Raw genomic sequence first — 26,375 nt, 5'->3', positions numbered from 1 at the left:
GTAAACGCAAGACTCAGGTACCCCTTTACTCCACCGTCACCTTCCCCCCGCCCGAGTAGCTCCGGTACTCGCCCTGGTACATGGCGTCGGCGGCGGCGGGGCCTACCGTGAAAGTACCCTTGCCAATAACCCGTACCTGGTAGTAGAAGGTTTTCTCGCGCTCGGTGGCGGTGGTAAAGAAATGGATGCGGTCGTCGCGGATGTCGAAGTAGTCGGGCGTGGCGGCGCCTTTGATCCAGGGCATGTCGCGGGCCTCGGTGAGGCGCGGGTTCTCGATCTCGAAGCCCGCCGGGAGCAGGTCTGTCACGACCACGTTCGGGATCGGGAGACCGTTGGTACTGGCTACGGTCAGCTTCACCACCACCAGGTCGTTTTGGCGCAAAGTACCTACGGGGCGGCCGTTGCGGCTCAGGTACTGGCGGCGTACGCGCAGGCCCTGGTCTTCCTCAGGATAGGCCCCCGTAGCACTCATGCCTTCCGTCTGGGCAAACCAGTAAAGATCGCCCTGGCCCTGGGTCTGGACCGAGAGCGTTTGGTTGAGAATGCCCTTGGCCAGGCTTAGCTCTTTGCCGTCGAAGGTACCCAGCGTTTTGCCGTTGGCCCGTACGGTGGCCGTTACGCTGGAGCCCGCCGTGCGCTGGGCCATTTTACCCAACGCCAACACCGCAAAACCCGCCTCCTGAGTATTGAGGAAAGCCGTAGATACCACCGCCTGGGAAAGCTGCCGGGCCAGTAAAGGTACCTGCAGGTTATCCGGGTCGGTTTCAAGCAAGGTATTTAGCGTCAGCGCCAGGTTACGAAGCGGCGACGCGTAGCTGCTGCTGAAGGCGGGCGTGTCGGAGGTTTCGGGCTGGTACTGCGCTGGCAGGAGAGCCGCCGCGCTGCGCGCATCGCCCACGAGTTGAAAAGTCCCGGCCAGCAGGTACCTGGCGTCGGGGGTCAGTAGCTCGGGGTGCTGCTTGTAGTAGTTCATGGCCGAGCGGTTGGGATGCCCGGTAAGGGCCAGCACGTACAGCGAATACAGGCTTTCGCGCTGGGCTTTGAGCTGGCGTACGGCGCTGCCATCTTCCGTCTGGATGGGTACTTCCTCCGTGGCGGGGGTACCCGTTTTGGCCGTAAGGTACTCTACGGCGCGGCTCTGGTTGGTGGCGTTGACTTCAAAACCCGCCCGCCGGGCTTCCTCTAGAAAGTGCAGCGCGTAGGCCGTGACCCACCAGTCGTCGCGGGTGGCGCCGGGCCAGAGCGCCAGGCCGCCGTTAAAGAGCTGCTGCGACTCCACCTTACGAATAGCCTGCTGCACGTTAGTAACGGGGTTGAAGTCGCTTTCGCCCCGGCTGACCAGGTACACCGGTTGAGCCATGGCCTTGGCGAGGTCGGCGAAGTAGAGCTGCGGAAAGGCCCGCGAAATGGTTTGTTCCAGGCAGCCGTAGGGGTATCCCAGCAGCGTGGCCAGGGCCTTGCCGCCGCCCTGCACCAGCGGTGAGCGACTCAGTACCACCTGCGCGCGGGCGGTAGCGGGCAAGAAGCGATGCGCTAGCGAAATTTGCCCCGATTGCCCGCCGGCAATGACGCCCGCCTGGCTGGTCTTGAGCAGGGGCGAGGCGGGCCGAACGGTGAGGTTGGTTTCCTGCACGAAGGACTCGCCCAGCGCTTGCACGGTCACCTTCATTTGGGCGGCTCCCAGGGCCGTACCGGCTCGTACCCGGAAGGTGGTACGTACTTCCTGCCCGGCGGGTACTTGCAGTGTGGGTTGGGTACTTTCCACCAGGCTGAGCGGTCCGCTCAGCGCCAGACTCGCCTTCACGCTGGTGGCCTTGGCGGTGGTATTGCTGATGTTGACGGGCAGGAGCAGCTCATCGCCGGGGCTCAGGAAGCGGGGTGCCCCCGTGCTGATCACCACCGGGTCGGCTACTTTCAGGTTGGCGTTGGCCGAGCCGAAGGCGTTGCCCTTGTAGGCCACGGCCATGATGCGCAGGTCGCCGCTGAACTGCGGAATGGCTACCTCAAAGGTGGCCTCGCCGCTGCCGTTGGTGGTCAGGAGGCCGCTCCAGAAGGTGACGAGCTCGGTGCGGCCGTTGCTCAGCGGATTGATGCGCCGCTCCAGGTCGTAGCCGTCACCTCCCACGCTGGACGAGCCCGAGAAGGTGAGCTCCGGGAAGAGAAAAGCGTAGAGGTCGTGGCTATTGACCTCCAGGGCGCGTTTCTGGTAAAAGTACCCGTGGATGTCCGGAGTCCGGAAATTCTTGATTTGTAAAATACCCTCATCCACTACGGCTACCGTCACTTGTGCGTTGGGCTGGGTTTTGACCCGGATGCGCTGCCGGGTTTTGGAGCGGGAGGCACTCACCGCCGTAAGCTGGACATCGAGCTGCCGGTCGGGGGCGGCCACCGCTAGGGGCGCAAAACCGTGTGCTACCGTCAGGGGTAGTTGGGAGGCATCGAGCGGCCGGATGAGCGTGGCCGTTACGTAGGCATTGGGCAGGTACTTGTCGCTGAGCTTCACGGACAGCTCGGCCGCTTTTTTCTGCGTCGTCAGCACGTGCGTTTCCAGCACGTTGTTGCGCTCCACGGTCACCAGCAGTCGCCCGTCGAAGGGTGTTTTGAAAAGTACCCTGGCCGTCTCGCCGACCCGGTAGTTTTTCTTATCCATTTCCATCAGCACGCGCCCTTCGGTACTTACTTCAAAGGACGAATATTCCGTAAAGCCGTAGCCGTAGGCGTAAAACGAAGTGGCGGCGTAATGCATAGCGCCGGGGCGTCGTACCCGTACTTCGTACTCCCCCGAGACGGTAGGTACGTAGCGGAAGGTTTCGCGTCCGCTTGTGAGGGGTAGTACGTGGGAATAAACGACCTTCTCGCGTTTCTTGGAGGTGTAGCGCAGCTGTTCGTTTTGTTTCTCCACGACCGTCTGGTACTCCAGGCGCACTACTTCTACCTGCACCTGTCCCCCTTTTTTCAGCGTCCCGCGGCGATCTACCCCCACCACCTCCACGGGCAGCGGCGCGTTCACGCCCGTGTACCGGCTCGCCAGCCGGATGCCGTAGAGGGTAGGCTGGGTAAGTACCTCGTAGCGATGGAGGCGGTTGACGGGCCGTCCGTTTTCGTCGAAGACCGTCACGTAGATCCGCCCTTCCAGCAGCCCGATGTCTTGGTACTCATTGGGGATAACAAAGCGCTCGCTGGCCTGGCCCTGGGCGTTGGTGACCCCCTGCTTCACTTCACGCTGGAAGGCCGTCTCGGCGGGGATGTCAAAGGAAAAGTCGGGAAAGTCGGGCGCGGCGAAGCCCTTCCGTTTCAGCTGGGCTTCCATCTCGTAGTTGCGGTTGGCGGCGGGTGGGCCAAAAAGATTCAGCGCCGTGGCCGTAAGCGCCACCGTCTCGCCGGAGCGGTACTCCTTGCGGGCTTCGCTCAGGTCTACCTTGATGCGGTCGGGAAGAAATTCCTCCACGCTCACGGGTTGGGAGGCCAGCAGCACTTCGTTGGCATTGTATACTTCCAGCAGGTAGGTACCCGTAAGGGCCGCGGCGTCCAGCTTTACCTGGGTTTCCACGGCACCCTGCCCGTTGGTACTTTTGCGCCAGCTGCGGTATTCCCGGCCATTGGGGGTGACGAGCCGTATTTTAAGCGGCAGGTCGGCGGCCGTTTCCCAGCCCAGGGTACGTACCACGGTGTTGTAGTGGAGGGTTTCGCCGGGGCGGTAGAGGTTACGCTCGCCGTAGATGAAAGCCTGCAGGCCGGAGGCGTTGTCGCGCAGGCCCTCTACCTCGAAGCGGGAGGTTTCCACGCGCGTATCCTGGAAAAGCAGGTAGTTGAAGTCATCGGCGGTACGGGCGGTGATCATGGCTACCCTAAAGCCGGGAGCCCTTTCGCTCAGCTTCTCGACGTGCGCCACGCCGTCGCCGTTGGTTTTCAGGGTATGGATGGTTTGGTTATTGCTGCTGACGAGCGTGATCTCCACGCCCGACAGCGGCTCGGACGTTTTGATGGAATTGGCAAATACCCACAGGTCGTCGGTACCTTGCTTGGCGATCAGGCCCACGTCCGACACCGATACCAGCCGGGTGGAGCCCAGGTAGGCCTGCTCCTTGGATTGCACCGACACCAGGTAGATGCCCCGCCGCTCGTTGCCATCGGGCAGAGCCAGGTTAAGTACCGAAATACCCTGCTTCTGGGGCAGGTTCTCGGTATCTACGGTTTTGTCAACCACCAGGTCGCTGTAGTGCCCCTGCTCGTCGCCGTAGTAATGGTAGGTGCCCGTGGGTTTCCATTCTTCCCCCTGGTAGTCATATTCCTCGTACCGGTTGGTACGGACGTAGTTCAGGATGTTGTTTTCGTACAGTTTGGCAATTTTGATCTGTACCTTAGGTACGTTCACGATCTGCACGCCGATGTTCTGCGAGCCTTTGGGCGTAAGGTAAATGGCCTTTTTGTGGGTAAACGAAATACCGGCGGGCATTTTCCCGAAAAACAAATCCCGCGAGACGCTCTCTTCCAACCCCGGCCCAAGTACCCCCTTCAGACGGGTCGTAAGGGCCAGCAGGTACGTCTCGGTTTCGTTGAAAGTACCCCGGATCAGGAAGCCGTTGTCGGTTATTTCGGTTTGGGTATCCAGCGCGGGCTTGAGGCTGTACCCGGCAGAGAGGCTTTCAGGGGCCAGCTCCTGCGTGGTAACTACCCGGATGTACCCCCGGTTGTTTTCGAAGCCCGTCTGGAGGTCCACTACTTCCAGGTGCAGCGGGGAGGGCAGGTTCGTAACGCGCTCAAGTACCTCGGACGTGGTGTAGTTGGCGGCTTTCAGGCCTTTTTCGAGCCGCACCGCCAGGGGCAGCGGGTTGTTGTCGGCCGGGCCGGGGTTGGTCAGGGCTACCGTGAGGCTACGACTATCCGAGCTAGGAAGTACCCTGAATTCCAGCGGTTGGTCGCGTAACGTAAGCCGTAAACGTTCTGCGGCCTGCTGCGGGTCCACGGGGTAGTTGAAGCGCAGCCGTAGCCGGGCTTCGGGGCGGGTACTTTCGCGCGCGCGGGTCCACCAGCTTTCTGCTTCCGTCAGCTGTAGGTAGGGGGTATGAAAAGCAATGGGCGTATCGTCCAGTCCGTACTTCTTCTCGCCGTCGGTCTGTTTTAGCAGCTCGTCGGTGAGCCGCGCCTGGTAACTGGTAGCGGGGCTCAGCGGTACAGTAGGTGAAAACACCAGTTCGTTGGCGGCAGTCCATTTAAATTGGCCCGGCACGGCGGGCTCGAAGCGCACGTACTGCGTCGAGTCCCACACATCCAGCCTACTTTCCTGGACCAGGTCTTTATTAAACGTAAAAACCAGGTTTTGTGATTGCTGCACTTCGTCCGTGAAGTTTTTGCCCACGAGGCGAATTTCGTTTAGAGACGAACAGCCTAAGCCCTCAAATAGCCCAAAAGCAACAAAGACTAAAAGCAATAAACGCACGAGCAGGGGTTGGAGCCAGCGAGCCGGGAACACAGAAGAGGGTTTCATGTTAAGCGTAGCACAGACAAAAGATGGAAGGTCGGGTCAAGTTAAGGATTCGTTGTCGTAAAAGTAAAAAAGCCCGCAGGTTTTTCGGGAGTGGTAAGTTCTGGGTAAAACGGAGCGACCTATTTTGAGCGAAGCCGGGTAGGAAAGGCCTATTTTCTGGGTTATAGGAAAGTTGTATATTTGAATCCGCCATTGGGCTAGGCCGTTTTTTTGGGCAATAGAAAGGGGATAGAATATGAAGAAAGCGCTACTGTTTCTTACGCTGTGGTTGGTGGGGCTGGGGGCTGGGGCTCAGGTACCCACTTTGGAAAAACTCAAAGCTGGCCTGCACCTGCCAGGGCCCGACTCCTCGCGGGCCTACGCCTACTACGACCTGGCCAACTACTACTTCAAAGAAAGCCGCTTCGACTCCGCCCGGTACTACCTGGCACCCATGCTTCCCATTTGCCAGAAGGCGCAGTTTTTGATGGGACTGGGCTACTACTACCTGTTGGATGGGGTACTTCATCGGGAGAATGGGCAGTATGAGAAGGCCGTGGCTTCCCAGCAAAAAGCCCTTTCGTACTTTGAGAAAGCCCGAAACCCCCGCAAAGTAGCGTCCATGTACAGTCACCTGGGCTTACTCTACAAGCGCATGGGAGAAACCCAGAAGGTCGTGGCCCTAACGGAGCAGGGCATTGCGTACATGAAGAAGGCGGTGGCCATCGACACGGCCATTGGCAATCAGGATGGGCTGGCGGGCGATTATATTCACCTGGGCATTCTCTACGAAGACATTCGGAAGTATGCTATCGCCTTTGACTATTTTCAGCGGGCCTTAGAGGCCGTCAAAACGCTCAAGAACCCCGACCAGGACCGGCGGGTTATCTACAACAACATGGGACACAACCTGTTGTCGCAGCATCGCTACGCCGAAGCGATTCCCTACCTCTACCAAGCGCTCTCCATCAATAGCAAGGCCAATAAAATAACCAGCCTCACCCACAACTACCGCAACCTGGCCAGTTGCTACAGTGGACTCAGTCAGCACGATTCGGCGCTTTATTACGCCGAAAAAGCCCTGACTTTGGTGGAGCAAAGCCGGGAAGTACCCCTGCAGCGGTCGGTGTATCAGGCCGTGCACCGAACCTATGCCGCCGCAGGGCGCTACGACGAAGCCTACCGCTACGTAGCCCGGCAAAAAGCACTGGAAGATTCGTTACTTAGTTTGGAAAAAACGCAGAGTATTACCCATCTGCAAGGGCAGTACGAAGTCCAGAAAACCCAGGAACTGGCCCGCATCAAGGCGGAGCTGGAAATAGACAAAGCCCGTGAAGTAGCGCAAATCGAGGCGGATAAACTAAGGCGTATTCACCAAATCGAAGCCCAGGCGGAGGTGGCAAAGACCCGAGCCGTAGCTGACGTACAAACCAAGTACGAAACCCAGAAAAAAGTACAGCAGATTCAGGAACTCAACAAAGAAAACGCTTTGAAATCTACCCAGATGACCTACCTGGCGGGGGGGCTGGGCCTGCTGCTGCTGCTGCTGGGCGGCATGTTATTACAGTACCGGATGATCCGCCATACCAACGCCCGGCTGTCGGCTCAGAATGCCGTCATTTCAGAAAAGGGCCAGCAGCTCGAGCAGCAGTCCGAGCAGCTCCGTACACTCATGAAAGAGCTGCACCACCGGGTAAAAAACAACCTGGCCATTGTTTCGAGCCTGCTCAGCCTACAGTCGGATCGGCTCACGGACGAAGACGCCGTACTGGCCGTGCAGCAAGGGCAGCGGCGCGTCGAGGCCATGTCGCTGATCCACCAGCGGCTCTACCGTACCGACCAGGTGGCGAGCATCAACATCCGTGATTACATCATCGACCTGATCGAGAGCCTCATGGAAGCCTACGGCTACCGGGCCGACCAGTTTGACCTCGACATCCGGGTAGAACAGCAGGAGCTGGATGTAGACCTGGCTATTCCGCTAGGGCTCATCATGAACGAGCTGCTCACCAATTCGTTCAAGTACGCCTACCACCAGGTACCTCGCCCGGCCCTACGGGTGGCGTTGCAACGGGAAAATGGCCTGACGCTGGAGGTCCAGGATAACGGGCCGGGCCTGGACCTGGGGAGCTGGCAAAGCGAGGACGACACCTCCTTTGGCAAGCAACTGATCGTGTCGCTGAGCGAGCAGGCGGGAGGTACCATGCGGGTGGAAAACCGGCAGGGAGCCTACTTTCAGCTTCATATTCCGCTTGCCGCCCTGGCTGCCTAGGCGGAAAGGAATACCAGCGTACCACCTTATTTTTTACGAATGCTCAGAATGACGGATCAACTTCATATTCTTATTGTAGAGGACGAGGCCATCCTGGCCCTGGACCTGAAGGGTAAGCTCCAAAAAGAAGGGTACCTGGTGGTGGGCGTGGCTTCGAGCGGCGCAAAGGCGCTGGAGCTATTTGAAAAGCATCCGGTGGATTTGGTACTTTGCGACATCAGCATCAAAGGCGAGTGGGACGGCATCGAGACCGCCCGCCGGATGCAGCTGGTACGTTCGGTTCCCATCATTTACCTGACGGCGCTGGCCGACCAAGGTACCCTCAACCGCGCCCTGGAAACAGCCCCGGCGGCCTACATCATCAAGCCCCTCAACGTAGCCCAGCTCCGCATTGCCATTGAGCTGGCCATCAGCAATTTTGCTAAACTTTTTACTCCCCCCGACCGGCCCTTCCTCGCGCCCGAAGAAAAAGAGAAAGATCCGGGGCGGGAAACCATCCTGCAGACCGACGAAAGTATTTTTATCAAGCACAACTACCAGTTTGTGAAGGTCATCCTGGCGCAGGTACTTTACTTCGAGGCCGACAACAACTACACTATGCTCTATACGGCCACCAAAAAATACGCGCTGCGCTTGCCGCTCAGTACCGTGACGGAAAAAATCGACTACCCCAAGTTTCTGCGCATCCACCGCTCCTACGTCATCAACATCCAGCACGTCGACTCCTTCAGTGAGCATGAAGTGACCATTGGCGCGCAGCAGCTTCCGCTCGGACGTACCTACAAAGATGATTTTCTGCGGCAGTTTCTATTTCGCTGATGGCCTTCCTGAAGTACCTCAAAGACGCTCCCATGGCTAGCGAATTGGCGTAAATTGCAGCGACGCAACCTTCCAGCTCCCGCCCTGCCGGACGCAGAGTGACGAAAACACCACTTCCGTATCAAATCGCTGGCCCTGGATACTGCCCTTGACCTGCCAGTGGCCCGTAACCACCGCCGCTTCCCCGTAGGCCCGGACCCGTAGGCCGGACAAATCGCCCCGCTCTACCGCCACGTACCCGGCCATGACGGCCTCCCGCAGGGTACCGGCGTCAATCAGCTGCGCGTCGAAGCTAATCAGGTAAAAATCTCCGGCCAATACGCTACTCAGGGCAGGCCCGTCTTTTTCGAGCAGCGCTTTAAAAAAAGCCTGCGTGCTGGCCGTAGCATCCTGGGCGGCGGCAGGAGCAGAAAGGGCCAGTAAACAGGCCAGCAACAGGTGGGTGAGCCATGATTTGTTCATGCTAGGTCGATCCAATAAGGTGGTTGATGAAAGCAGGTACTTTAGGTTTTTTGGGAAATGTGCGTTTTTGCGGACACAAGTCAAAATAATTACGACAAGTTTTCGCCGTACTATGGAATTAATGGCTACTAATCAGTAATTTAGTAGTCCCATTCAAACGAAAGTCAGACGAGGCCTATGAAAATAGCTGTACGCGTTGTTTTTCTGGTAGTAGGCATAACCACCCACGGCTGGGCGCAAAGCCCGTGGCGTATCCAGGGTAGTTTGGGCCCGTCGGTTTCGTTTAACAAGCTATCCTCGGACCGGCCGCTTCCCACCAACCAGTTTGAGGCACCCAATCGCTTTGGCGCGGCCTTTGATCTTTCGCTGGAGCGCAGCCTCACGTCCAGCTTCTCCTTACGCATGGGCATCCGGACGGCCAACCTCAAGGTAGGTACCCGTACCAGCTACTTTCTACGGGACTCGACCGGGACCGTCAACGGCTGGGGCCGCAATAACGGCTACACGAAGTTTTCACCGGCCAACCTAAACGCAGGCCTGACCTACAACTCCCGCCTGCTGTGGCGGCGCTTTATACTTCACGGTGGGGCCGATGCCAGCTACATCGTGAACCGGTTCGACGGCTACGTACGGGAACGGACGGCGCAAAAAACGGATGGTCACTGGCCGGGGGACGTGTACCGTTACCGGCTTACGAGTGCCCACACCCGCAACGATGGCCTGGCCCTGGCCTTGCGGGCGGGCGTAGACTATAAGCTGGGGCAGTACCGGGCGCTTAGCCTACAGCTACTTTACAACCAGGGCTTTCGGGATCTCTTTCGTATTTCCACCCAGGAGCTGGAGCTGAACGGGGTACCTTACAAGGCCGACGTCGTGAGCCGGGGTAGTTTTCTGTCTCTCCAAATAGGCTACAAGCAGGGCATAAGCTGGAATCAAAGCGGAAACTACCTCACGCCCTACAATGCGCCCATCCAGACGCGTCGCAATCCACACCGTCCGGATTTCACCCACCGGACGGCCCTGGTTGGCTTTTCGGGCGTAGCCATACCCTACCAGACCGGCGGAGCCTTTGCCAACGCCGCCATTCGTGCGGGCTACTTCGTGACCGACCGACTCCTGCTGGGCGCCACCAGCTTCGGCGCCTATTCCACCATCGTACCCGTCGATGCCCCCTTGCGCGGCTGGGCCGTCGGCCCTATGGCCCGGTACCACATCAGTACCACCGCCTTCTCTCCCTTTCTGGAAGTGTCCTACCTCCTGGGGCAGGAAAGTGGCAATAGCTACCGGCAGGGCTGGCAATTTATTGCGGCCATGCCAGGCGTGAGCATTCGGCTCAACCGGCAGCTCAAAGCCGACCTGGGGATGTACCTGCTGCGGCCTACCTACCCCGTGGCCAGCAAAGACGTGATCTCCGTACCGCAGCTGGGGCTGCACTACTCCTGGAAATAATTTTTCGAAAAAATATAAATCGTAATATTGCGATAATCAAAAAACACGCTACCTTTGGGCCCTAGCAGTACGCCTCAGCCATGGGATTAACCAAGACAGAAGTATTTACCGAGCAAGAAAACCGGGTGGCCGAACTGGCCAAAGCGTTCGCCCATCCGGCGCGGGTCGCGATTTTGCGTCTATTAGCTGAGAAGAAAGCGTGCATTTGCGGAGATTTGGTGGATGAGCTGCCGCTGTCGCAGGCGACGGTTTCACAGCACCTCAAGGAGCTGAAACGAATTGGTATCATCAAAGGGGAAATCAATCCGCCCCGGGTATGCTATTGCATCAACGAAGCCGTGTGGGAAGAAGCCCAGCAAACGTTCGGCCTTGTCTTCCAGGCGCTGAAACGCCCTTCCTGCTGCTAAATTTTTTTGCCTTTTATCATCGCAATATTACAATAAAACAAATCTTTCACCAAAAACCTAAGTCCATGGAAAAGTCCGTAAATGATCAAACGCTTAAAGAAATGGTACGGCAGAAGTACGCCGAAATTGCCGACCAGGACCCCGCCCTCAACGCCGCCTCCTGCTGCGGGTCGGGTCCGGTCTCGAGCAAAGTGTACCACATCATGGCCGACGACTACACGCAATTCGACGGTTACGTGGCCGAGGCTGACCTGGGCCTGGGCTGCGGCCTGCCCACGCAGTTTGCCCGGATCAAACCCGGCGACGTGGTGATTGACCTAGGCTCGGGCGCGGGCAATGACTGCTTCGTGGCCCGGCACGAAACCGGCCCCACGGGTAAAGTCATCGGGATCGACTTCACCGAAGCTATGATCAAGCGTGCCCGAATCAACGCGGAGAAGCGGGGCTTTCACAACGTGGAGTTCCGGCAGGGCGACATCGAGGCCATGCCCGTGAGCGACAACGTAGCCGACGTGGTGGTGAGCAACTGCGTGCTGAACCTGGTACCCAACAAGCGCGGGGTATTTACGGAGATTTTCCGGGTACTTAAGCCCGGCGGGCATTTTAGCATTTCCGACATCGTGCTACTGGGCGAACTACCCCAGGAGTTGCGGCAGGAGGCTGAACTCTACGCAGGCTGCGTGTCGGGGGCCATCCTGAAAGAGCAGTACCTGGCCCTGGCCGCCGAAGCGGGCTTCGAAAGCCTGACCTTGCAGAAACAAAAGCCCGTTTTTATTCCCGACGACATTCTTGACAAGTACCTTTCGGCGGCGGAAATCGCCGCCTTCCGGGCGGGCCAGGCTGGCATCGAAAGCATCACGCTCTACGCCGAGAAACCCGCCGCCACCCCCGAAACTACCCTGGAAATCGGGACGGTGCAGCCATCCGACCGGTCGGCCGTCCTTGAGCTGCTGAAAGCCAGCGATCTCCCGGTTTTGGATGTAGAAGCCTCCCTTTCGTCCTTTTTGGTTGCGAAGGCCGCCGGAGCCGTGGTAGGGGTAGCGGCCCTGGAGCGCTACGGCCCGCAGGCCCTACTGCGCTCGGTAGCCGTGCGGGAAGACTACCGGGGGCACGGCCTCGCGAAGCGCTTGGTGAGCGATCTGCTCCGGCAGGCCCGGCTTAGCGGCATCCAGGACGTGTACCTGCTGACTACCACGGCCGAAGGGTACTTTGCCAACAAGGGGTTCGTGCGCCTGCCGCGGGAAAGTACCCCCGAGGCCATCCGGGCCACGGCCCAGTTTGCCGAGCTGTGCCCCAGCACGGCCGTCGTGATGCACCAGCGCCTGGAGAAGCCCCGGCTCAACCTGGCGGATCTACAGTCGTCCTGCTGCACGCCCAACAGCGGCTGCTGCTAGTCAGGAACGTACCTGATCACCGTCAACTTTTTGCTGCCCCGGCTACCGTACCTTTGGGTCCGGTGGCCGGGGTAGCAGCTTTATTAACAACAACGAAACAAACGACAGGATGACTACGGACTTACTCCTTGCGCTCTGGCTGGAAGGCCGCACGCGCTTTACCAACCAACTGGCCGCTCTGCGGGCCGAGGATCTGCCGCGAAAACTGCCGGGCACGGTCAATAGCGTCGGCTTTCTGATCCGTCACGTGGCGGAGGTAGAGCTGCTGTTTGCCAAAAACGTTTTCAAACAACCGGGCGTACGTGTGCAGGCCCGAACGGTCATGGACAAAACCGATTCCGGCGAATGGACCAACCTGCCCGAATTGCGGGAGTACCAGCAGTATGCGTTTGATACCCTATATGAAAGTATTCGCCAGCAAGCGGAGGCCGACTGGCCCACGCAACTCACCACCGCAGAGTTCGGCACCAAAACCAGAGCGGAAGCCCTGGGGCGCATTGTAACCCACACGGCCTACCACGCCGGCCAAATGGCGCTGATCCTTAAGTATACGGCACAGGTGCAATTGGTGGTGTAGCTTCGACCTGCATCAGGCCACTAACGCAAAAAAGCCCGCCAGAAGCGGGCTCTTTGGGGATGGAGTAGGGTAGTGGTTGCTTTACTGAATCTCGATGAGCTGCTCGGTTGGCGTAGAAAGCTCCACACGCTGGCGGAAGGTTTCACGGCCCGACTTGAACTCGAAGTAGTACGTTCCGTTTCCGACCTGTCCCAAGTCAAAGCTGCGCTTGTACTGCGGCTGAGCCTTGCCCAGCGTTTCGCGGTAAAGTACCTTGCCGTTTTCATCCACCAGCCGGATGCTCAGGGGGCTGTCGGTGCTACGCACCAGCGTCAGGTTTACCTTGGAGGTTCCAGTGATGCGGTACATACCCATCTGGAAGGACTGGGGCTTCGTGGGGTTGAAGAAATGGTTTTCGGCCTGTGCAGCAAACGGCAGAGCGAAAAGAGCGATAAGCGCGAAACGACGGAAGTAAGAGATGATCAAGGTTTTCATGGCTTTGTCTTGTTTTAAAGTTTGGCTACTAGATGCGTTTGGTATAGAAGGAAGAAAAGGGCGTGCCGCTGGTGCCAGCGAAGGGAAGTACCTGCTAGTGATTGAAGGTATCTGGTTGATATTGTGATAGATAAAAGTTTTTCAAGAAAAGATGAGCGGGCAGGTACCTAAGCGCGGGCTGTTCGTTTCCGAACGCTCTTGTGCAGAAATGAACGCGGGAGAAGGCCACAAGAAAACTAAAAAGATGAGCTGATAGGAAAGCATTAAAAAGGTATCTTTGTTATAGTAGTCTAATCTTGTTCACCCCATGGCACAGGCCCCCTTAAAAGATCCTAACCTTTCCGCGACGGCATTTTGGGATGTCGATTTTAAGCAGCTTGATTTTGAAAAAGACAGTCTCTTTGTCATGGACAAAGTAATGAACTACGGTACTTGGTCGGACAAACTGGAAGTCTTGCGCTATTATGGCCTTGATCGGGTTAAAAAAGAGATCGTGAAGGCTCCCTACTTCAAGAAGCCAACCTTATCCTTTTTATGCTTAATTCTAAACCTTAAGGAAACGGATTTTACGGCCTATCAACGCAGACAGGCCCGAAAAAGCCCTTGGATTCACTAACGCGTGAAAATGCTCTATACCCATACGGTTAAGCCAGAAACAGTAGACTTGTTAAGGAGGTTAATGCAGCTTCCCGAATTGGCCGCCTTTGCCCTGGTTGGAGGAACTAATCTTTCTTTACGGTATGGTCACCGTATTTCCGTTGATTTGGATTTATTTACCCACGAGCCTTTTGTATTGGAAGATGTCTCCCAGAGCCTGTCTAAGGCTTTTCCTCAGGCTATCCGTCTGGGCCAAAGAAGGCAAAGTATCTGGCTCGTGATCGAGGGAGTAAAGGTTGATATTGTTTTGCATGAATATCCCTACCTACGAGGCGTTGAAGTGATTGAGGGTATTCGGTTAGTGGCCGTCGAAGATATCATCCCGATGAAGCTGGAAGCTATGGCTACCCGAGGAGTAAAGAAAGATTTTTGGGATATTGCGGAGCTTTTAGAGCATTACTCGCTGGCACAAATGCTCGGTTGGTACCAGGAAAAGTATCAAAATAATGACATTGGGCATGTGGTGATGTCGATGACGTATTTTGAAGACGCAGAATTGCAAAAAGAGAATCCTCAAGATTTGAAGGGTATAAGCTGGAAGCAGGTGAAAGCCAAAATGAAAAAAGCCGTAGCAACGTATGTAAGAAATCAATTATAAAGCATCAACGATCACTAAATTCTTGTCGTACGCAAAAGAGCCCGCCAGAAGCGGGCTCTTTGGGGATGGAGTAGGGTAGTGGTTGCTTTACTGGATCTCGATGAGCTGCTCGGTTGGCGTAGAAAGCTCCACGCGCTTACGGAAGGTTTCACGGCCCGACTTGAACTCGAAGTAGTACGTTCCGTTTTCGACCTGTCCCAAGTCAAAGCTACGCTTGTACTGCGGCTGAGCCTTGCCCAGCGTTTCGCGATAAAGTACCTTGCCGTTTTCATCCACCAGCCGGATGCTCAGGGGGCTGTCGGTGCTACGCACCAGTGTTAGGTTTACCTTGGAGGTTCCGGCGATGCGGTACATACCCATCTGGAAGGACTGGGGCTTCGTAGGGTTGAAGAAATGGTTTTCGGCCTGTACGGCAAACGGCAGAGCGAAAAGAGCGAAAAGCGCGAAACGACGGAAGTGAGAGATGATCAAGGTTTTCATGGCTTTGTCTTGTTTTAAAGTTTGGCTACTAGATGCGTTTGGTATAGAGGGAAGAAAAGGGCGTGCCGTAGGTGCCAGCGCGGGCAGGTACCTGCTGAGAAGCAAGGCTATTGCATTGGCAATCTGGCAGATAAAAGTTTTTCAAGAAAAGATCAGCAGGCAGGTACCTAAGCGCGGGCTGTTCGTTTCCGGACGTTCTTGTGCAGAAATGAACGAATAGTGACTAGGCACGGGGCCTTGTAGGGGTTCGTATAAATAGGGTTAAAAATCCGGCACTATTCACCCGGCAATGGGGTTTTTAAAGCAGTAGCCATCCCTGCTACTTTGACCTCATTGATTCACCACATTTCCTCTTAATTATGAAAACCAAAACTTCCTTTATTGGGCTGAATCTGGAAAAGAGCCGCACCCTGGCCGAGAAGCTCAACCAGCTCCTGGCCAACTACCAGGTCTTTTACATCAATACGCGCGGCTTCCACTGGAATATCAAGGGCGATAAGTTCTTTGAGCTCCACCTGAAGTTCGAGGAGCTCTACACCAACCTACAGCTCAAGAACGACGAAATCGCCGAGCGGGTACTGACGCTGGGCCACACGCCGCTGCACAGCTACTCCGACTACCTGGCCCAGGCGAGCATTTCGGAAAAGACGAACGTGAGCGACGGCCGGGAGTCCATCCGGTACATCCTGGAAGCCTTCGAGACCATCATTACCCTACAGCGGGAGTTGCTAACCCTTTCGGCGGAAGCCGACGACGAAGGGACCAATGCCCTGATGAGCGACTACATCCGCGAGCAGGAAAAGCTGGTGTGGATGTACTCGGCCTACCTGAACAGCTAGTCGAAAGGTACTTGGAAGGTCCTGCCTGGATTCAAAACGAATTCGGACAGGATTTTTCTTTAAACCTATTCATCGTATATTTGCGATATATAATAAGTAAAATGTATGGCAACCAATAAAAAGCTGGAATTTCAGGCCGAGGAAGTAGAGCTGGCCGACTTCGCCAAGGCGCTGGCCCACCCGGCCCGCCTCGCCATCCTTAAGATCCTGGCCCAGCAGCGGTCGTGTATCTGCGGGCAAATCGTGGAGGGGCTGCCCCTGGCGCAGCCTACGGTATCGCAGCACCTCAAAGAGCTCAAAAACGTGGGGCTCATCAAGGGGGAAATTGAGGGGAAAACATCCTGCTACTGCATCAATTGGGAAACCTACGACCGGTGTCGACAGCTATTTGAAGCCTTTCACCTGCAACTGGAAAGCGGGCGCGGACAAACCCAAAACTGCTGCTGAGTCCGCCCCAAGGTACCCTTTTTGAGTAGTCGCCTTTTGCTTAAAAACCCATGAGTACTCCCAAACAACTCTCCTTCCTCGACCGCTACCTTACCCTCTGGATTTTCCTGGCCATGCTGCTGGGCGTAGCCATTGGGTACTTTTTCCCTCCGGCGGGTACAGGTACCTCGGACGCAGGCAGCCCGGAGGTACTGAATGTACCCCTGGCGCTGGGACTCATCCTGATGATGTACCCACCCCTGGCCAAAGTACGCTACGAAGAGCTGCCCAAGGTCTTTCAGAATACCAAGATCCTGGGGCTCTCGCTGCTGCAAAACTGGGTCATCGGCCCGCTGCTGATGTTTGGCCTGGCGGTACTGTTCCTGCCCGACGAGCCCGAGTACATGACGGGCCTCATCCTAATCGGCATTGCCCGCTGCATCGCCATGGTCCTCGTCTGGAACGACCTGGCCGGGGGCGACCGCCTGTACGCCGCGGGCCTGGTGGCCTTCAACAGCATCTTCCAGGTACTTTTTTACTCGGTCTACGCCTGGCTATTCATTACCGTGCTACCGCCGCTGTTTGGCCTCCGGGGCTACGAAGTCAACATCACCATCGGACAGGTAGCCGAGAGTGTCCTGCTCTACCTGGGGGTACCTTTTGGGCTGGGGATTCTCTCGCGCTACGGCCTAAGTGCGCTCAAAGGGCGTGACTGGTACGAGACCCGCTACCTACCCGCCATTGGCCCGCTGACGCTCCTGGCGCTGCTTTTTACCATTGTTTTGATGTTTAGCCTTAAGGGAAATCTCATCGTCGAAATCCCACTGGACGTGCTCCGGATCGCCCTACCGCTCACGGCCTACTTCATCCTGATGTTTTTCTCGGCCTTCTTCCTTTCGCGCCGCGCCGGGGCCAACTACGGCAAATCCACCTCGCTGGCCTTCACGGCCGCCGGAAATAATTTTGAGCTGGGCATTGCCGTGGCCATTGCCGTGTTCGGGATTCATTCCGGAGTAGCCTTTGCGGCGGTGGTGGGCCCACTGATCGAAGTACCCGTGCTGATCCTGATGGTCCATTTTGCGCGCTGGTACCAAACGAAAATCGCCTGATTGTATTCTTTTTAACCCAACCAACCATGTCTCTACTACCCAGTATCCGCACGTACTTCGAGTCGCTGGACGTAAGTACCCTGTCCGACGAGCGCCGCGCCGTGCTGGCCCCTTTGACAAAGTACCTTCAAGAAAAAATAGACCGCGCCGAGCCGGTGCAGCTTACCTTCATCTGCACGCACAATTCGCGCCGGAGCCACCTGGGGCAGGTATGGGCGCAGGTAGCGGCGCACTACTACCAGGTACCCGCCGTACGTTGCTACTCGGGAGGCACCGAAACCACCGCCTGCAACCCGCGCACGGTGGTGGCCCTGGAGCGGGCCGGGCTGGCCGTTCGGCGGACGTCCGAGGGAGAAAACCCAACCTACGAAATGCGCTACGCCGAAGCGGCTCCGCCGATGGTGGCTTTCTCGAAAGTATACGACGAGGTACCTAACCCGACCGCGCACTTCGCCGCCATCATGACCTGCAGCCAGGCCGAGCAAAACTGTCCCTTCATTCCCGGCGCGGAGCGCCGCATCCCGGTCATGTACCAGGACCCCAAAGAGGCCGACGACACCCCGGCAGAAAGTACCATCTACGACGCGCGCTGCCGACAAATTGCCACCGAAATGAAGTACGTCTTTGCGCAGGCAGCCTTGTAGGTACCTTACCAAGACCCGGCAAGTACCTCCCCTAAAGTACCTCCTGCTATGTCGGGAGGTTTTTGTATTTTTGTAGGAAGTAGCGGCTCATCACCTTTCCACCGCGCGTTTTCTCTGATGCTCCACAAAACCCGAGGCATTGCCCTGAGTTATATTCGGTACCGCGAATCATCCATCATTGCCAAGATCTACACCGAGGCCTTTGGCATCCAGAGCTACATCGTCAATAGCGTGCGGAGCAGCCGCGCCAAGTCCAACCGCATCGCGCTTTTCCAGCCCCTTACGCTGCTGGACCTGGTGGTGTACCACAAGCCCAACCGGGAGGAAGCCCTGCACCGGATCTCCGAAATCAAATGCCGGGTACCTTTTCATAGCCTCCCTTTCGAGGTGATCAAATCCAGCCTGGCGCTTTTTATTACGGAGCTGCTCGGCAAAACCCTGCGCGAGGAAGAAAGCAACGAGCCGCTGTTTCAATTCATTGAGGATTCGGTCCGGTATCTCGATGAGGCAGAAAAAGGGTATCAGAACTTCCACCTGCATTTTCTGCTACAGCTGGCGGCTTACCTGGGCTTTGGGCTCGACTCCAGCCAGGGATTTGAAGAGGAACTGACGCAGCGACACTACCCCCACCGGCTCGATGCCGCCCAGCGCGAGGCCCTGCTGATTTTTCTGGCGGCACCCTACGGTACTCCCGCGCCGCTGGACGCCTCGCGCCGGGCGGTGCTACTGGAAATGATCCTTTTCTTTTACAACATACACCTGGACTCCCTGGGGGAAATCAAATCGCTGGAGGTACTTCGGGAGGTACTTCACTAAGTGTAAAGCAAGTAAGTTGACTGTGGAATGGTTTTTTAACGTATATTTCGTTTCATCAACCAGCTCAATTCTCTATGAAACCACTACTGACTCTACTACTCGCCCTGACGCTGGGGAGCGGTTGGGCGCAAACCAAGTCCATCAAGGGGGCCTGGAAAGCCACCCAACCCAACAATAGCACCGCTACGATGATTGTGGCCGACAACTACCTCATGATCGCTTCCTATAACGTCATGAACAAGTACTTCGACCGAACCCAGGGCGGCCCCTTCACCATCCAGGGCAACACGCTGACCTACACGCCCGAGTTCAATACCGCCGATACGGCGGCCGTGGGGGTACCCATCGTGTATACCGTGGAGCGGATCGACAGCGTACTGAGCTTCAAGGGCGAAGAACCCCTGGTATGGATGATCGTTGATGACGCCGCCAACGTAGACATGGCCGGTACCTGGCACATCACCGAGCGGGCCAACGACCAGGGCGGAATGACGAAAATCCACCAGCAAGGTACCCGCAAGACCTTGAAGATCCTTTCCAAGACCCGCTTTCAGTGGGCGGCCATCGACCCGGCCGTGAAGGGCTTCTACGGCACCGGTGGAGGTACTTACACCGTCAAAGACGGTAAGTACACCGAGCGCATCGAGTTCTTCTCGCGTGACAACAACCGCGTCGGAGCCAACCTCAGCTTCAACTGGGCCTTAAAAGATGGCCGCTGGGACCACTCGGGCAATAGCAGCACCGGCAGCCCTATTCACGAAGTGTGGGAGAAAATAAAGTAGGGTACTTCCAGGTACTTTATACGAAGGAAAGGCCTGACTCTTATACGGAGCAGGCCTTCTTTTTATACGGGAAGTAAGCCGCCAGGTACCTTAGCGCCCCGTGGTCAGTGGTAGAAAGAATCCCGGGAAATCATTTGGAATTATTCTAAATAAAGGTACCTTTGTCAAAAAAAATAGCTTACTGGTATGGACGTGCTGACTGTAAATGACTCGCTGACTTTTTTAGCAGATTACGATTTTTGGGCCAAATCGCCGCTCAATCAGGAGGTGTGTGAGTCTAAGAAGTGCTGCAAAGCGTATAAGAAGAAAGGCAAACACTGCAAAAAGTGCCCTAAAAAGGACTAAGCTGCCGTTAGTTCGCGTTTGCAACGCGAACAACTCCGCCGCTAGTTCGCGTTTGCAACGCGAACCTTGCCGCCGTTCATTAGCGTTTGCAACGCGCAACTCCCACTCCTGTCATCAAGAAACAAATTTCATGGGGGTAATGAAATTAGAAATAGCAGAGGTACTTTATACTTTCAACGCCCCTATCCCCGGCCCTTTCCCCCGCAGGGAAAGGGAGCATCGCTAGATTTTTCGCTTGAGCTGGAAGTGCTGCCCCAGGTACACGCGACGCACCTGTTCGTCGGCGGCCAGCTCCTCGGCACTACCTTGTTTTAGTATTTTTCCTTCAAAAAGCAGGTACGCACGGTCGGTAATCGACAGCGTTTCGTTCACGTTGTGGTCGGTGATCAGGATGCCGATGTTGCGGTGTTTGAGCTTGGCCACGATGCTCTGAATATCCTCCACCGCAATGGGGTCCACACCCGCAAAGGGTTCATCGAGTAGGATAAACTTCGGGTCCACCGCCAGCGCCCGGGCTATCTCCGTGCGGCGGCGCTCGCCGCCGGAAAGTACCATCCCTTTGCTTTTCCGCACGTGCTCCAGGCTGAATTCTTCCAGCAGTGCCTCCACTTTTTCCTTTTGCTCGGCCCGCGATAAATCGGACATCTCCAGCACGGCCTTGATGTTTTCCTCGACCGTCAGCTGCCGGAAGATGGACGCCTCCTGGGCCAGGTACCCCAGCCCGAGCCGCGCCCGCTTGTACATGGGCAGGTCGGTGATATCCTTGTCGTCCAGGTACACTTTGCCGCTGTTGGGTTTCACCAGGCCCACCGCCATGTAGAAAGAGGTGGTCTTGCCGGCGCCGTTGGGACCGAGCAGCCCCACGATCTCGCCCTGCTCCACCTGGTAGCTCACCTGGTCGTTGACCAGCCGGGCTCCGTACTTTTTAATCAGATTTTCGGTTCTAAGAATCATGGTAAAGGTTGGGGGGCAGCACTGCGGGCAGGTACCTGAGGTTTTAGCGGGTTTTCCCGCCAGGCGTCGGCGCACTACGCGTTGGCGAATTGAATTTTTTCCTAAAACTTCACGTCTTTGAGGTACAACTGCAACGACTGCTTGCCCCGAAAGTTGTTTTCTTCCACGCAATAACAAATGGAAAACGGCTTGCCGCTCATCAGGTCGGGGTAGAGGTGGGCCATCCCGAAGCCAACGGCCGTGTAGGGCGGAGAGTCACCCTGAAATACCTCAAATTTGATGTGTTTCTCCTTCATGATGGTAGGCCGTCCGGCTACGTGTACGCCGTGGGTAGCAAAAACGGGCGTCATATTGCCGGGACCGAAGGGAGCCATTTGCCGCATAACTTTGTAAAATTTGGGCGAGATGGCGCTTAGCTCCAGCTCCAGGTCCACTTCGATGCGCGGAATCAACTGCTCGGGCAGGATGCGACTGCTTACAATTTCTTCAAACTTCTGCCGAAACGCGTCCACGTTTTCGACGGGAAGCGTGAGGCCTGCCGCGAAGGTATGGCCCCCAAACTGCTCCAGCAGCTCCGCGCATTCTTCAATGGCCTCGTACACATCGAAGCCCGGCACCGACCGCGCCGAACCGGCCGCCTTGCCGTTGGACTGCGTAAGGATGATCGTGGGGCGATGGAAGTGCTCAATGCAGCGGCTGGCCACGATCCCGATCACGCCCTTGTGCCAGTCCTCCTTGAAGAGGACGGTACTTTTGGCGTCGGCCAGCCAGGTGTCGTTCTGGATCATCGCCAGGGCTTCCTCGGTCATGGTACTGTCGAAGGTACGCCGCGAGAGGTTGTGCTTATTGATTTCGAGGGCAAAGTCCTGGGCATCCTGCTCGTCGTCGCAGAGCAGCAGCCGCACGGCCTCGCGGGCGTGCTTGATGCGCCCGGCGGCGTTGATGCGCGGTCCCAGCCCGAACACCACGTTGGTAATGTCCAGCGCGGAGCTGAAGCCCGCCACCTGGATCAGCGCTTTGACCCCCACGCAGGGCGTGGTATTGAGCCGTTGCAAGCCAAAGTAGGCCAGAACGCGGTTTTCGCCCGTAATGGGTACAATATCGGCGGCAATGCTTACCACCAGCAGGTCCAAGTGGTTCAGCAGGGGCTCAAGGTCGTGGCCGTTGTGCAGGCAAAACGCGTGCAGCAGCTTAAAGCCCACGCCACAGCCCGTGAGTTCTTTGTAGGGGTAGAGGCAATCCTCGCGCTTGGGGTCCAGCACGGCCACGGCGGGCGGCAGGTCCGCGCCCGGCCGGTGGTGGTCGCAGATGATGAAGTCGATGCCGCGGTGACGCGCCTCCGTCACTTTATCCACGGACTTAATCCCGCAGTCCAGCGTCACGATCAGGCTAAAGCCGTGCTCCTGGGCCCAGTCGATACTCTGCCACGATACGCCGTAGCCCTCCGCGTAGCGGTCCGGGATGTAGTAGTCGAGCTTGTCGTAGATTTTTCGTAAAAATCCGTAAAACAGCGCAACCGAGGTAGTCCCGTCCACGTCGTAGTCGCCGTAGATCAGGATTTTCTCCCCCTGGGCCATGGCCTGCGAAAGCCGCTCCACGGCCACGCTCATGTCCTGCATCAGAAAAGGATCGTGCAGCTGCGAGAGCTCGGGCCGAAAGAAATCTTTGGCGCTTTCAAAATTTTTGATGTTTCGTTGGGCCAGTAGTGTGGCCAGAAAGCGATCCACGTAGATGCTCTGCATCAAGTCGTTGGCTGCCTGCTGTTGCTCGGGCGTGAGTTCGGGTTTACGTATCCAGCGTTTCTCGTTCATGGCACAAAGATAAGGGGAAATCTCCATTCGTAGCGCTCGCGGCGGTACCTCCTCCGGGGCCCAACGACCGGAAGTACTTCTAACAACGAGGGAGGTACTTTATAAGGTACTTTGAAAAAGAAAAAAGCGGCAAATTACGTCTTGGCTAAGAACGCCGGGGCGCATTCCCTCTGTACGCTATGGGAAAGGTTTGTATCTTTGCAGCTTGAAACCAAAATGAAAGTACCTTACAGAGGTACTTTCCGTACCCGAATGGCCCGAATCCTCGCGCTCGATTACGGTGCCAAACGCACCGGGATAGCCGTCACTGATCCGCTGCAGCTCATTGCCACGGCGCTGGATACGGTACGTACCCACGACTTGCTGGAGTACCTCAAAGCCTACACGGGCCGCGAACCCGTCGAAGCCTTCGTGGTGGGGATGCCCCGGCGGCTGGACAACACGCCCACCAACAACACCCCGCTCGTGGAGGGATTTATCAAACGTTTGCGGAACAGCTTTCCCGATATTCCCGTTTATACGCACGACGAGCGCTTTACGTCGTCCATGGCGTTGCAGTCCATGATTGCCGGAGGTACTTCCCGGCGCGAGCGGCGGGTCAAAGGAAATATCGACAAGGTGAGCGCCACGATCATCCTGCAATCCTACATGGAGAGCCGAAAATAGCGAAGCATTGTATTAACTGATAAAATAATAGAGAGCAGATAGATGATTTATCCCATAGTAGCTTACGGAGATCCGGTTTTGCGGAAAGTAACCCGCCCCCTCGAGAAGGACGAAATGGACCTCAAAAAACTCGCCGACGATATGTTTGAAACCATGTACTCGGCCTCAGGGGTGGGGCTGGCTGCCCCGCAGGTCGGCCTGAACGTCCGGATTTTTGTGGTAGACGGCACGCCGCTCAACGAAGGTGAGGAGGAAGAAGACATCGACCCCACGGTGGTGGATTTCAAGAAAGTATTCATCAACCCGCAGATCCTGCACGAGGAGGGCGACGAATGGCCTTTTGAAGAGGGCTGCTTGAGTATCCCCGGCATCCGGGGCGATGTGTACCGGCCCGAGCGCCTGCGGATCAGGTACCGCGACCTGGACTGGAACGAGATCGAGGAAGCGTACGAAGGCATGGCCGCGCGGATCATCCAGCACGAGTACGACCACCTGCAGGGTAAGCTCTTCACCGACTACCTACCTACCCTCAAGCGCCAGCTCCTCAAGAAGAAGCTCAGCGATATTGCCAAAGGACAGGTGGATGTCAGCTACCGCATGCGTTTCCCGAGTCGGAGGTAACCAACTACTAGTCAAACACCCTTCTCCTGCTAGGATCGGACCGTCGCACGGAAGGGCTGGGATGAGGTTTCAATTTCGGAAGTACCTCAAGCTTGCTGGTTGATCACGGATAATAAAAACACGTCCATGAAAACTCCTTCCCTGGCCGTAGCGCTGGTACAGGCCGACCTGTACTGGGAAAGCCCAACGGCAAACCGGGCGGCGCTGGAAGAAAAAATCGCCGAACTACCCGAGCCCGCCGATGTGATCGTGCTGCCGGAGCTTTTTACCACGGGCTTTAGCATGAACGCCGCGGCCCTGGCCGAGCCCATGAACCTCACCACCACCCGCTGGCTGCGGCAGATCGCCGCCCAGACCCAGGCCCTGGTACTGGGCAGTGTGATCATTCAGGAAGAAGGGTACTTTTACAACCGCCTGCTGGCCGTCTACCCCGACGGTACCTGCCGTACCTACGACAAGCGGCATTTGTTCCGGATGGGGCAGGAGCACCAGACCTACACGCCGGGTACCCGGCGCTTGCTGCTGGAATGGAAGGGCTGGCGCCTCTGCCCGCTGATCTGCTACGACCTGCGGTTTCCGGTCTGGAGCCGCAACGACCCTGAAAGTACCTACGACCTGCTGCTCTACGTGGCCAACTGGCCCGCTCCCCGCGCCTACGCCTGGAACACGCTCCTGCGGGCCCGCGCCATCGAGAATCAGAGCTACGTCGTGGGCGTGAACCGGACGGGTACCGATGGCAACGATTGGCCCTACGCAGGCGGCTCGCTGGCCGTGGATTTCCTGGGCGAGGTTATCACCGATCTGGGCGAAGCCGAGGCCGCCCGGGTGGTGCATTTCTCCAAGGAGGCGCTGGAGGCTTTTCGAAAAGATTTCCCGGCTTTGCTGGATGCGGATGCGTTTGATTATGCCTCACCCTAGCCCTCCCCGGCGGGGGAGGGGATTAGTCCTGCTGCTAAACCTCACCCCGTACCCTCTCCTTGCTGGAGAGGGGGATTTATTTACCAGTAAGGCTACTTATGCTGTAATAGCTCGGCGGCTTCTTCGCGAAGCAGGTACTTTATTCAATCACCTTAGGTACTTTCAGGTAGGTGCCGTCCTGGCTGGGGGCGTTGGCCAGGGCTTCATGGCGCGAAAGGCGGTTTTCGGCGGCGTCCTCGCGCCAGTTGTTTACTTCGCCGGTCACGTGCGTGAGGGGTTCTACACCTTCCGTGTCCAGCTCGTTGAGCTGCTCCATCCAGGTCAGTACGTTGTCCAGGCTGGCCAGCAGCGCTTCTTCTTCGCCAGGCTTTACGTCCAGCCGCGCCAGGTGCGCCAGTTTGTGTAGGGTATCGTGGTCAATTTTCATACAGGGTACTTCGTATTCAGGAGCACAAAGGTACTTGATTTTTGTCGGGCTGAGGGTCGGGAACGGAATTTTGTTAAAAGGATAGAAGGGCAAGTACCCCTAACGGGCCTGCCTGGTGATCCCTTCCAGACCAACCGTTTATCGTTTATAAAAGCAATCCTGATCAGGCCCCCGCGGGGTCACCCCAAATGAATGAAATAAAACCTTTTGAGTGGCAGCGGCTCATCCTGGGCGATGGTACCTCCTGGGCCTTTCTGCTGGAGGTAGGCTTCCGGACGTTTATCATGTACCTGGTGCTGCTGGCCTTTTTTCGACTCAGCGGCCGCCGCGAAATTCGCCAGCTGAGTATCTTCGACCTCATCATCATCGTTGGGCTGGGCTCGGCCGCCGGGGACCCCATGTTCTACGACGACGTGGCGCTCTTGCCGGCCCTGACGGTCTTCCTCGTGATTTTGGCCATGTATAAATTCATCTCCTACCTGGGCGATAAAAATCCGAAGCTAGAGAATTGGCTCCAGGGCGAGCCGGTCTGTATTCTCGACGAGAAAGGCTTCTACGCCCACGAGCTGGAAAGCCGGGGAATGGACCGGGAGGATCTGTTCGCGCAGCTGCGGCTGCAAAACGTCGAGCACCTGGGTCAGGTGCGGCGCGTGTACCTGGAAGCCAGCGGGCAGTTCAGCCTTTTCTTCCAGCCCGACGAGGCCGTGACGCCCGGCTTGCCCACCTGGCCCGAGGTACTTGAAAGCGCGCTCAAGCATATTGACGCGGCAGGTACCTTCAGCTGCTGCCACTGTGGGCACACCGTGCACTTCCCGGCTCCCAAGGCCCAGCCCCTCTGCGACCGTTGCGGGGGCCTCCACTGGGTACCCTCGCAAAGTACCTTGCGGGTTAAGTAGAGGCCCCTCGCGAGGTACTTGCTGCCTAGGGACGAGTTTCTCAAGAATCCATTTGCATTCAAACG

At 57.0% G+C, this 26,375-nt stretch carries 26 protein-coding genes; 19 read left to right on the top strand and 7 right to left on the bottom strand.

Annotated features, from left to right (window positions below):
• Positions 1 to 25: 25 nt before the first annotated feature.
• Entirely contained in the window at positions 26 to 5,488 is a 5,463-nt protein-coding gene (locus HNQ92_RS23810) for an alpha-2-macroglobulin family protein (RefSeq protein ID WP_184178124.1), read from the bottom strand.
• A gap of 235 nt (positions 5,489 to 5,723) precedes the next feature.
• Between HNQ92_RS23810 and HNQ92_RS23805 the strand changes: the two genes are divergently transcribed.
• Positions 5,724 to 7,739, top strand: coding sequence for a tetratricopeptide repeat protein (locus tag HNQ92_RS23805; protein ID WP_184178123.1), 2,016 nt, complete (start codon positions 5,724 to 5,726; stop codon positions 7,737 to 7,739).
• 39 nt (positions 7,740 to 7,778) lie between these two features.
• Positions 7,779 to 8,558, top strand: a complete 780-nt coding sequence (locus HNQ92_RS23800; protein WP_343063040.1) for a LytR/AlgR family response regulator transcription factor — start codon at positions 7,779 to 7,781, stop codon at positions 8,556 to 8,558.
• 36 nt (positions 8,559 to 8,594) lie between these two features.
• Here the strand turns inward: HNQ92_RS23800 and HNQ92_RS23795 are convergent, their stop codons facing one another.
• Positions 8,595 to 9,020 (bottom strand): nuclear transport factor 2 family protein, encoded by a 426-nt coding sequence (locus HNQ92_RS23795; protein ID WP_184178122.1) that lies wholly within the window; start codon positions 9,018 to 9,020, stop codon positions 8,595 to 8,597.
• 177 nt (positions 9,021 to 9,197) lie between these two features.
• Here HNQ92_RS23795 and HNQ92_RS23790 point away from each other — a divergent pair, with 177 nt between their 5' ends.
• The 4 genes from HNQ92_RS23790 to HNQ92_RS23775 all read left to right on the top strand — a co-directional run bounded on the left by HNQ92_RS23790 (position 9,198) and on the right by HNQ92_RS23775 (position 12,847).
• Positions 9,198 to 10,469 carry a hypothetical protein gene (locus tag HNQ92_RS23790; RefSeq protein WP_184178121.1) on the top strand — a complete coding sequence of 424 codons (1,272 nt, stop codon included), beginning with the start codon at positions 9,198 to 9,200 and terminating at the stop codon, positions 10,467 to 10,469.
• Between the two features lie 80 nt (positions 10,470 to 10,549).
• Entirely contained in the window at positions 10,550 to 10,876 is a 327-nt protein-coding gene (locus HNQ92_RS23785; protein ID WP_184178120.1) for an ArsR/SmtB family transcription factor, read from the top strand.
• A gap of 65 nt (positions 10,877 to 10,941) precedes the next feature.
• A complete protein-coding gene (arsN2, locus tag HNQ92_RS29095) occupies positions 10,942 to 12,270 on the top strand; it encodes an arsenic resistance N-acetyltransferase ArsN2 (protein ID WP_184178119.1) in 1,329 nt (442 codons plus the stop codon).
• A gap of 109 nt (positions 12,271 to 12,379) precedes the next feature.
• The gene (locus HNQ92_RS23775; RefSeq protein ID WP_184178118.1) at positions 12,380 to 12,847 is read left to right on the top strand and encodes a DinB family protein; all 468 of its coding nucleotides are present in this window, start codon (positions 12,380 to 12,382) and stop codon (positions 12,845 to 12,847) included.
• 81 nt (positions 12,848 to 12,928) lie between these two features.
• Here HNQ92_RS23775 and HNQ92_RS23770 read toward each other — a convergent pair whose 3' ends face one another.
• Complete coding sequence (locus HNQ92_RS23770; protein WP_184178117.1) at positions 12,929 to 13,321, bottom strand: T9SS type B sorting domain-containing protein; 393 nt, start codon at positions 13,319 to 13,321, stop codon at positions 12,929 to 12,931.
• Positions 13,322 to 13,628: 307 nt separating this feature from the next.
• Here HNQ92_RS23770 and HNQ92_RS23765 point away from each other — a divergent pair, with 307 nt between their 5' ends.
• Together HNQ92_RS23765 and HNQ92_RS23760 are read left to right on the top strand one after the other, a co-directional pair.
• The gene (locus HNQ92_RS23765; protein ID WP_184178116.1) at positions 13,629 to 13,937 is read left to right on the top strand and encodes a DUF6922 domain-containing protein; all 309 of its coding nucleotides are present in this window, start codon (positions 13,629 to 13,631) and stop codon (positions 13,935 to 13,937) included.
• 9 nt (positions 13,938 to 13,946) lie between these two features.
• Positions 13,947 to 14,576 (top strand): nucleotidyl transferase AbiEii/AbiGii toxin family protein, encoded by a 630-nt coding sequence (locus HNQ92_RS23760; RefSeq protein ID WP_246440741.1) that lies wholly within the window; start codon positions 13,947 to 13,949, stop codon positions 14,574 to 14,576.
• 87 nt (positions 14,577 to 14,663) lie between these two features.
• Here HNQ92_RS23760 and HNQ92_RS23755 read toward each other — a convergent pair whose 3' ends face one another.
• Entirely contained in the window at positions 14,664 to 15,056 is a 393-nt protein-coding gene (locus HNQ92_RS23755) for a T9SS type B sorting domain-containing protein (RefSeq protein WP_184178115.1), read from the bottom strand.
• Between HNQ92_RS23755 and HNQ92_RS23750 the strand changes: the two genes are divergently transcribed.
• The 7 genes from HNQ92_RS23750 to HNQ92_RS23720 all read left to right on the top strand — a co-directional run bounded on the left by HNQ92_RS23750 (position 15,040) and on the right by HNQ92_RS23720 (position 19,672).
• The gene (locus HNQ92_RS23750) at positions 15,040 to 15,276 is read left to right on the top strand and encodes a hypothetical protein (protein WP_184178114.1); all 237 of its coding nucleotides are present in this window, start codon (positions 15,040 to 15,042) and stop codon (positions 15,274 to 15,276) included. The genes HNQ92_RS23755 and HNQ92_RS23750 overlap by 17 nt on opposite strands.
• Before the next feature lie 139 nt (positions 15,277 to 15,415).
• Positions 15,416 to 15,895, top strand: a complete 480-nt coding sequence (locus HNQ92_RS23745; RefSeq protein WP_184178113.1) for a Dps family protein — start codon at positions 15,416 to 15,418, stop codon at positions 15,893 to 15,895.
• Positions 15,896 to 16,000: 105 nt separating this feature from the next.
• On the top strand, positions 16,001 to 16,342 hold the full coding sequence (locus HNQ92_RS23740; protein ID WP_184178112.1) for an ArsR/SmtB family transcription factor: 342 nt from the start codon (positions 16,001 to 16,003) through the stop codon (positions 16,340 to 16,342).
• A 50-nt stretch (positions 16,343 to 16,392) separates the two neighbouring features.
• Positions 16,393 to 17,430 (top strand): ACR3 family arsenite efflux transporter, encoded by a 1,038-nt coding sequence (arsB, locus tag HNQ92_RS23735; RefSeq protein WP_184178111.1) that lies wholly within the window; start codon positions 16,393 to 16,395, stop codon positions 17,428 to 17,430.
• A gap of 26 nt (positions 17,431 to 17,456) precedes the next feature.
• The gene (locus HNQ92_RS23730; RefSeq protein ID WP_184178110.1) at positions 17,457 to 18,074 is read left to right on the top strand and encodes a low molecular weight phosphatase family protein; all 618 of its coding nucleotides are present in this window, start codon (positions 17,457 to 17,459) and stop codon (positions 18,072 to 18,074) included.
• 117 nt (positions 18,075 to 18,191) lie between these two features.
• Complete coding sequence (gene recO / locus HNQ92_RS23725) at positions 18,192 to 18,890, top strand: DNA repair protein RecO (RefSeq protein ID WP_184178109.1); 699 nt, start codon at positions 18,192 to 18,194, stop codon at positions 18,888 to 18,890.
• A gap of 74 nt (positions 18,891 to 18,964) precedes the next feature.
• Complete coding sequence (locus HNQ92_RS23720; protein ID WP_184178108.1) at positions 18,965 to 19,672, top strand: hypothetical protein; 708 nt, start codon at positions 18,965 to 18,967, stop codon at positions 19,670 to 19,672.
• Between the two features lie 567 nt (positions 19,673 to 20,239).
• Here HNQ92_RS23720 and lptB read toward each other — a convergent pair.
• Both lptB and recJ read right to left on the bottom strand, forming a co-directional pair.
• On the bottom strand, positions 20,240 to 20,971 hold the full coding sequence (lptB, locus tag HNQ92_RS23715) for an LPS export ABC transporter ATP-binding protein (RefSeq protein ID WP_184178106.1): 732 nt from the start codon (positions 20,969 to 20,971) through the stop codon (positions 20,240 to 20,242).
• A 101-nt stretch (positions 20,972 to 21,072) separates the two neighbouring features.
• Positions 21,073 to 22,782 (bottom strand): single-stranded-DNA-specific exonuclease RecJ, encoded by a 1,710-nt coding sequence (gene recJ / locus HNQ92_RS23710; protein ID WP_184178104.1) that lies wholly within the window; start codon positions 22,780 to 22,782, stop codon positions 21,073 to 21,075.
• A gap of 252 nt (positions 22,783 to 23,034) precedes the next feature.
• On the opposite strand from recJ, the gene ruvX reads away from it, so the two are divergent.
• The 3 genes from ruvX to HNQ92_RS23695 all read left to right on the top strand — a co-directional run bounded on the left by ruvX (position 23,035) and on the right by HNQ92_RS23695 (position 24,987).
• The gene (gene ruvX, locus HNQ92_RS23705) at positions 23,035 to 23,448 is read left to right on the top strand and encodes a Holliday junction resolvase RuvX (protein ID WP_184178102.1); all 414 of its coding nucleotides are present in this window, start codon (positions 23,035 to 23,037) and stop codon (positions 23,446 to 23,448) included.
• A 42-nt stretch (positions 23,449 to 23,490) separates the two neighbouring features.
• Positions 23,491 to 24,069: a peptide deformylase gene (gene def, locus HNQ92_RS23700; protein ID WP_184178100.1), complete on the top strand. Its 579-nt coding sequence runs from the start codon at positions 23,491 to 23,493 to the stop codon at positions 24,067 to 24,069.
• Between the two features lie 126 nt (positions 24,070 to 24,195).
• The gene (locus HNQ92_RS23695; protein ID WP_184178098.1) at positions 24,196 to 24,987 is read left to right on the top strand and encodes an amidohydrolase; all 792 of its coding nucleotides are present in this window, start codon (positions 24,196 to 24,198) and stop codon (positions 24,985 to 24,987) included.
• A 139-nt stretch (positions 24,988 to 25,126) separates the two neighbouring features.
• On the opposite strand, the gene gatC is transcribed toward HNQ92_RS23695, so the two are convergent.
• A complete protein-coding gene (gatC, locus tag HNQ92_RS23690) occupies positions 25,127 to 25,414 on the bottom strand; it encodes an Asp-tRNA(Asn)/Glu-tRNA(Gln) amidotransferase subunit GatC (RefSeq protein ID WP_184178096.1) in 288 nt (95 codons plus the stop codon).
• Positions 25,415 to 25,602: 188 nt separating this feature from the next.
• Here gatC and HNQ92_RS23685 point away from each other — a divergent pair, with 188 nt between their 5' ends.
• Positions 25,603 to 26,310, top strand: coding sequence for a YetF domain-containing protein (locus HNQ92_RS23685; RefSeq protein WP_184178094.1), 708 nt, complete (start codon positions 25,603 to 25,605; stop codon positions 26,308 to 26,310).
• Positions 26,311 to 26,375: the final 65 nt, after the last annotated feature.

This window comes from Rhabdobacter roseus, assembly GCF_014202275.1.
In the GTDB taxonomy this organism is placed as follows: Bacteria; Bacteroidota; Bacteroidia; order Cytophagales; family Spirosomataceae; genus Rhabdobacter; species Rhabdobacter roseus.
The sequence above is the reverse complement of the archived record's forward strand: the minus strand, read 5'-3'. Positions and strand labels throughout refer to the sequence as shown.

Bases quoted from the DNA above. Each gene is read 5' to 3' on its own strand.
- HNQ92_RS23810 (WP_184178124.1), bottom strand. From the start codon at position 5,488: ATGAAACCCTCTTCTGTGTTCCCGGCTCGCTGGCTCCAACCCCTGCTC.
- HNQ92_RS23805 (WP_184178123.1), top strand. From the start codon at position 5,724: ATGAAGAAAGCGCTACTGTTTCTTACGCTGTGGTTGGTGGGGCTGGGG.
- HNQ92_RS23800 (WP_343063040.1), top strand. From the start codon at position 7,779: ATGCTCAGAATGACGGATCAACTTCATATTCTTATTGTAGAGGACGAG.
- HNQ92_RS23795 (WP_184178122.1), bottom strand. From the start codon at position 9,020: ATGAACAAATCATGGCTCACCCACCTGTTGCTGGCCTGTTTACTGGCC.
- HNQ92_RS23790 (WP_184178121.1), top strand. From the start codon at position 9,198: ATGAAAATAGCTGTACGCGTTGTTTTTCTGGTAGTAGGCATAACCACC.
- HNQ92_RS23785 (WP_184178120.1), top strand. From the start codon at position 10,550: ATGGGATTAACCAAGACAGAAGTATTTACCGAGCAAGAAAACCGGGTG.
- arsN2 (WP_184178119.1), top strand. From the start codon at position 10,942: ATGGAAAAGTCCGTAAATGATCAAACGCTTAAAGAAATGGTACGGCAG.
- HNQ92_RS23775 (WP_184178118.1), top strand. From the start codon at position 12,380: ATGACTACGGACTTACTCCTTGCGCTCTGGCTGGAAGGCCGCACGCGC.
- HNQ92_RS23770 (WP_184178117.1), bottom strand. From the start codon at position 13,321: ATGAAAACCTTGATCATCTCTTACTTCCGTCGTTTCGCGCTTATCGCT.
- HNQ92_RS23765 (WP_184178116.1), top strand. From the start codon at position 13,629: ATGGCACAGGCCCCCTTAAAAGATCCTAACCTTTCCGCGACGGCATTT.
- HNQ92_RS23760 (WP_246440741.1), top strand. From the start codon at position 13,947: ATGCTCTATACCCATACGGTTAAGCCAGAAACAGTAGACTTGTTAAGG.
- HNQ92_RS23750 (WP_184178114.1), top strand. From the start codon at position 15,040: ATGATCAAGGTTTTCATGGCTTTGTCTTGTTTTAAAGTTTGGCTACTA.
- HNQ92_RS23755 (WP_184178115.1), bottom strand. From the start codon at position 15,056: ATGAAAACCTTGATCATCTCTCACTTCCGTCGTTTCGCGCTTTTCGCT.
- HNQ92_RS23745 (WP_184178113.1), top strand. From the start codon at position 15,416: ATGAAAACCAAAACTTCCTTTATTGGGCTGAATCTGGAAAAGAGCCGC.
- HNQ92_RS23740 (WP_184178112.1), top strand. From the start codon at position 16,001: ATGGCAACCAATAAAAAGCTGGAATTTCAGGCCGAGGAAGTAGAGCTG.
- arsB (WP_184178111.1), top strand. From the start codon at position 16,393: ATGAGTACTCCCAAACAACTCTCCTTCCTCGACCGCTACCTTACCCTC.
- HNQ92_RS23730 (WP_184178110.1), top strand. From the start codon at position 17,457: ATGTCTCTACTACCCAGTATCCGCACGTACTTCGAGTCGCTGGACGTA.
- recO (WP_184178109.1), top strand. From the start codon at position 18,192: ATGCTCCACAAAACCCGAGGCATTGCCCTGAGTTATATTCGGTACCGC.
- HNQ92_RS23720 (WP_184178108.1), top strand. From the start codon at position 18,965: ATGAAACCACTACTGACTCTACTACTCGCCCTGACGCTGGGGAGCGGT.
- lptB (WP_184178106.1), bottom strand. From the start codon at position 20,971: ATGATTCTTAGAACCGAAAATCTGATTAAAAAGTACGGAGCCCGGCTG.
- recJ (WP_184178104.1), bottom strand. From the start codon at position 22,782: ATGAACGAGAAACGCTGGATACGTAAACCCGAACTCACGCCCGAGCAA.
- ruvX (WP_184178102.1), top strand. From the start codon at position 23,035: ATGGCCCGAATCCTCGCGCTCGATTACGGTGCCAAACGCACCGGGATA.
- def (WP_184178100.1), top strand. From the start codon at position 23,491: ATGATTTATCCCATAGTAGCTTACGGAGATCCGGTTTTGCGGAAAGTA.
- HNQ92_RS23695 (WP_184178098.1), top strand. From the start codon at position 24,196: ATGAAAACTCCTTCCCTGGCCGTAGCGCTGGTACAGGCCGACCTGTAC.
- gatC (WP_184178096.1), bottom strand. From the start codon at position 25,414: ATGAAAATTGACCACGATACCCTACACAAACTGGCGCACCTGGCGCGG.
- HNQ92_RS23685 (WP_184178094.1), top strand. From the start codon at position 25,603: ATGAATGAAATAAAACCTTTTGAGTGGCAGCGGCTCATCCTGGGCGAT.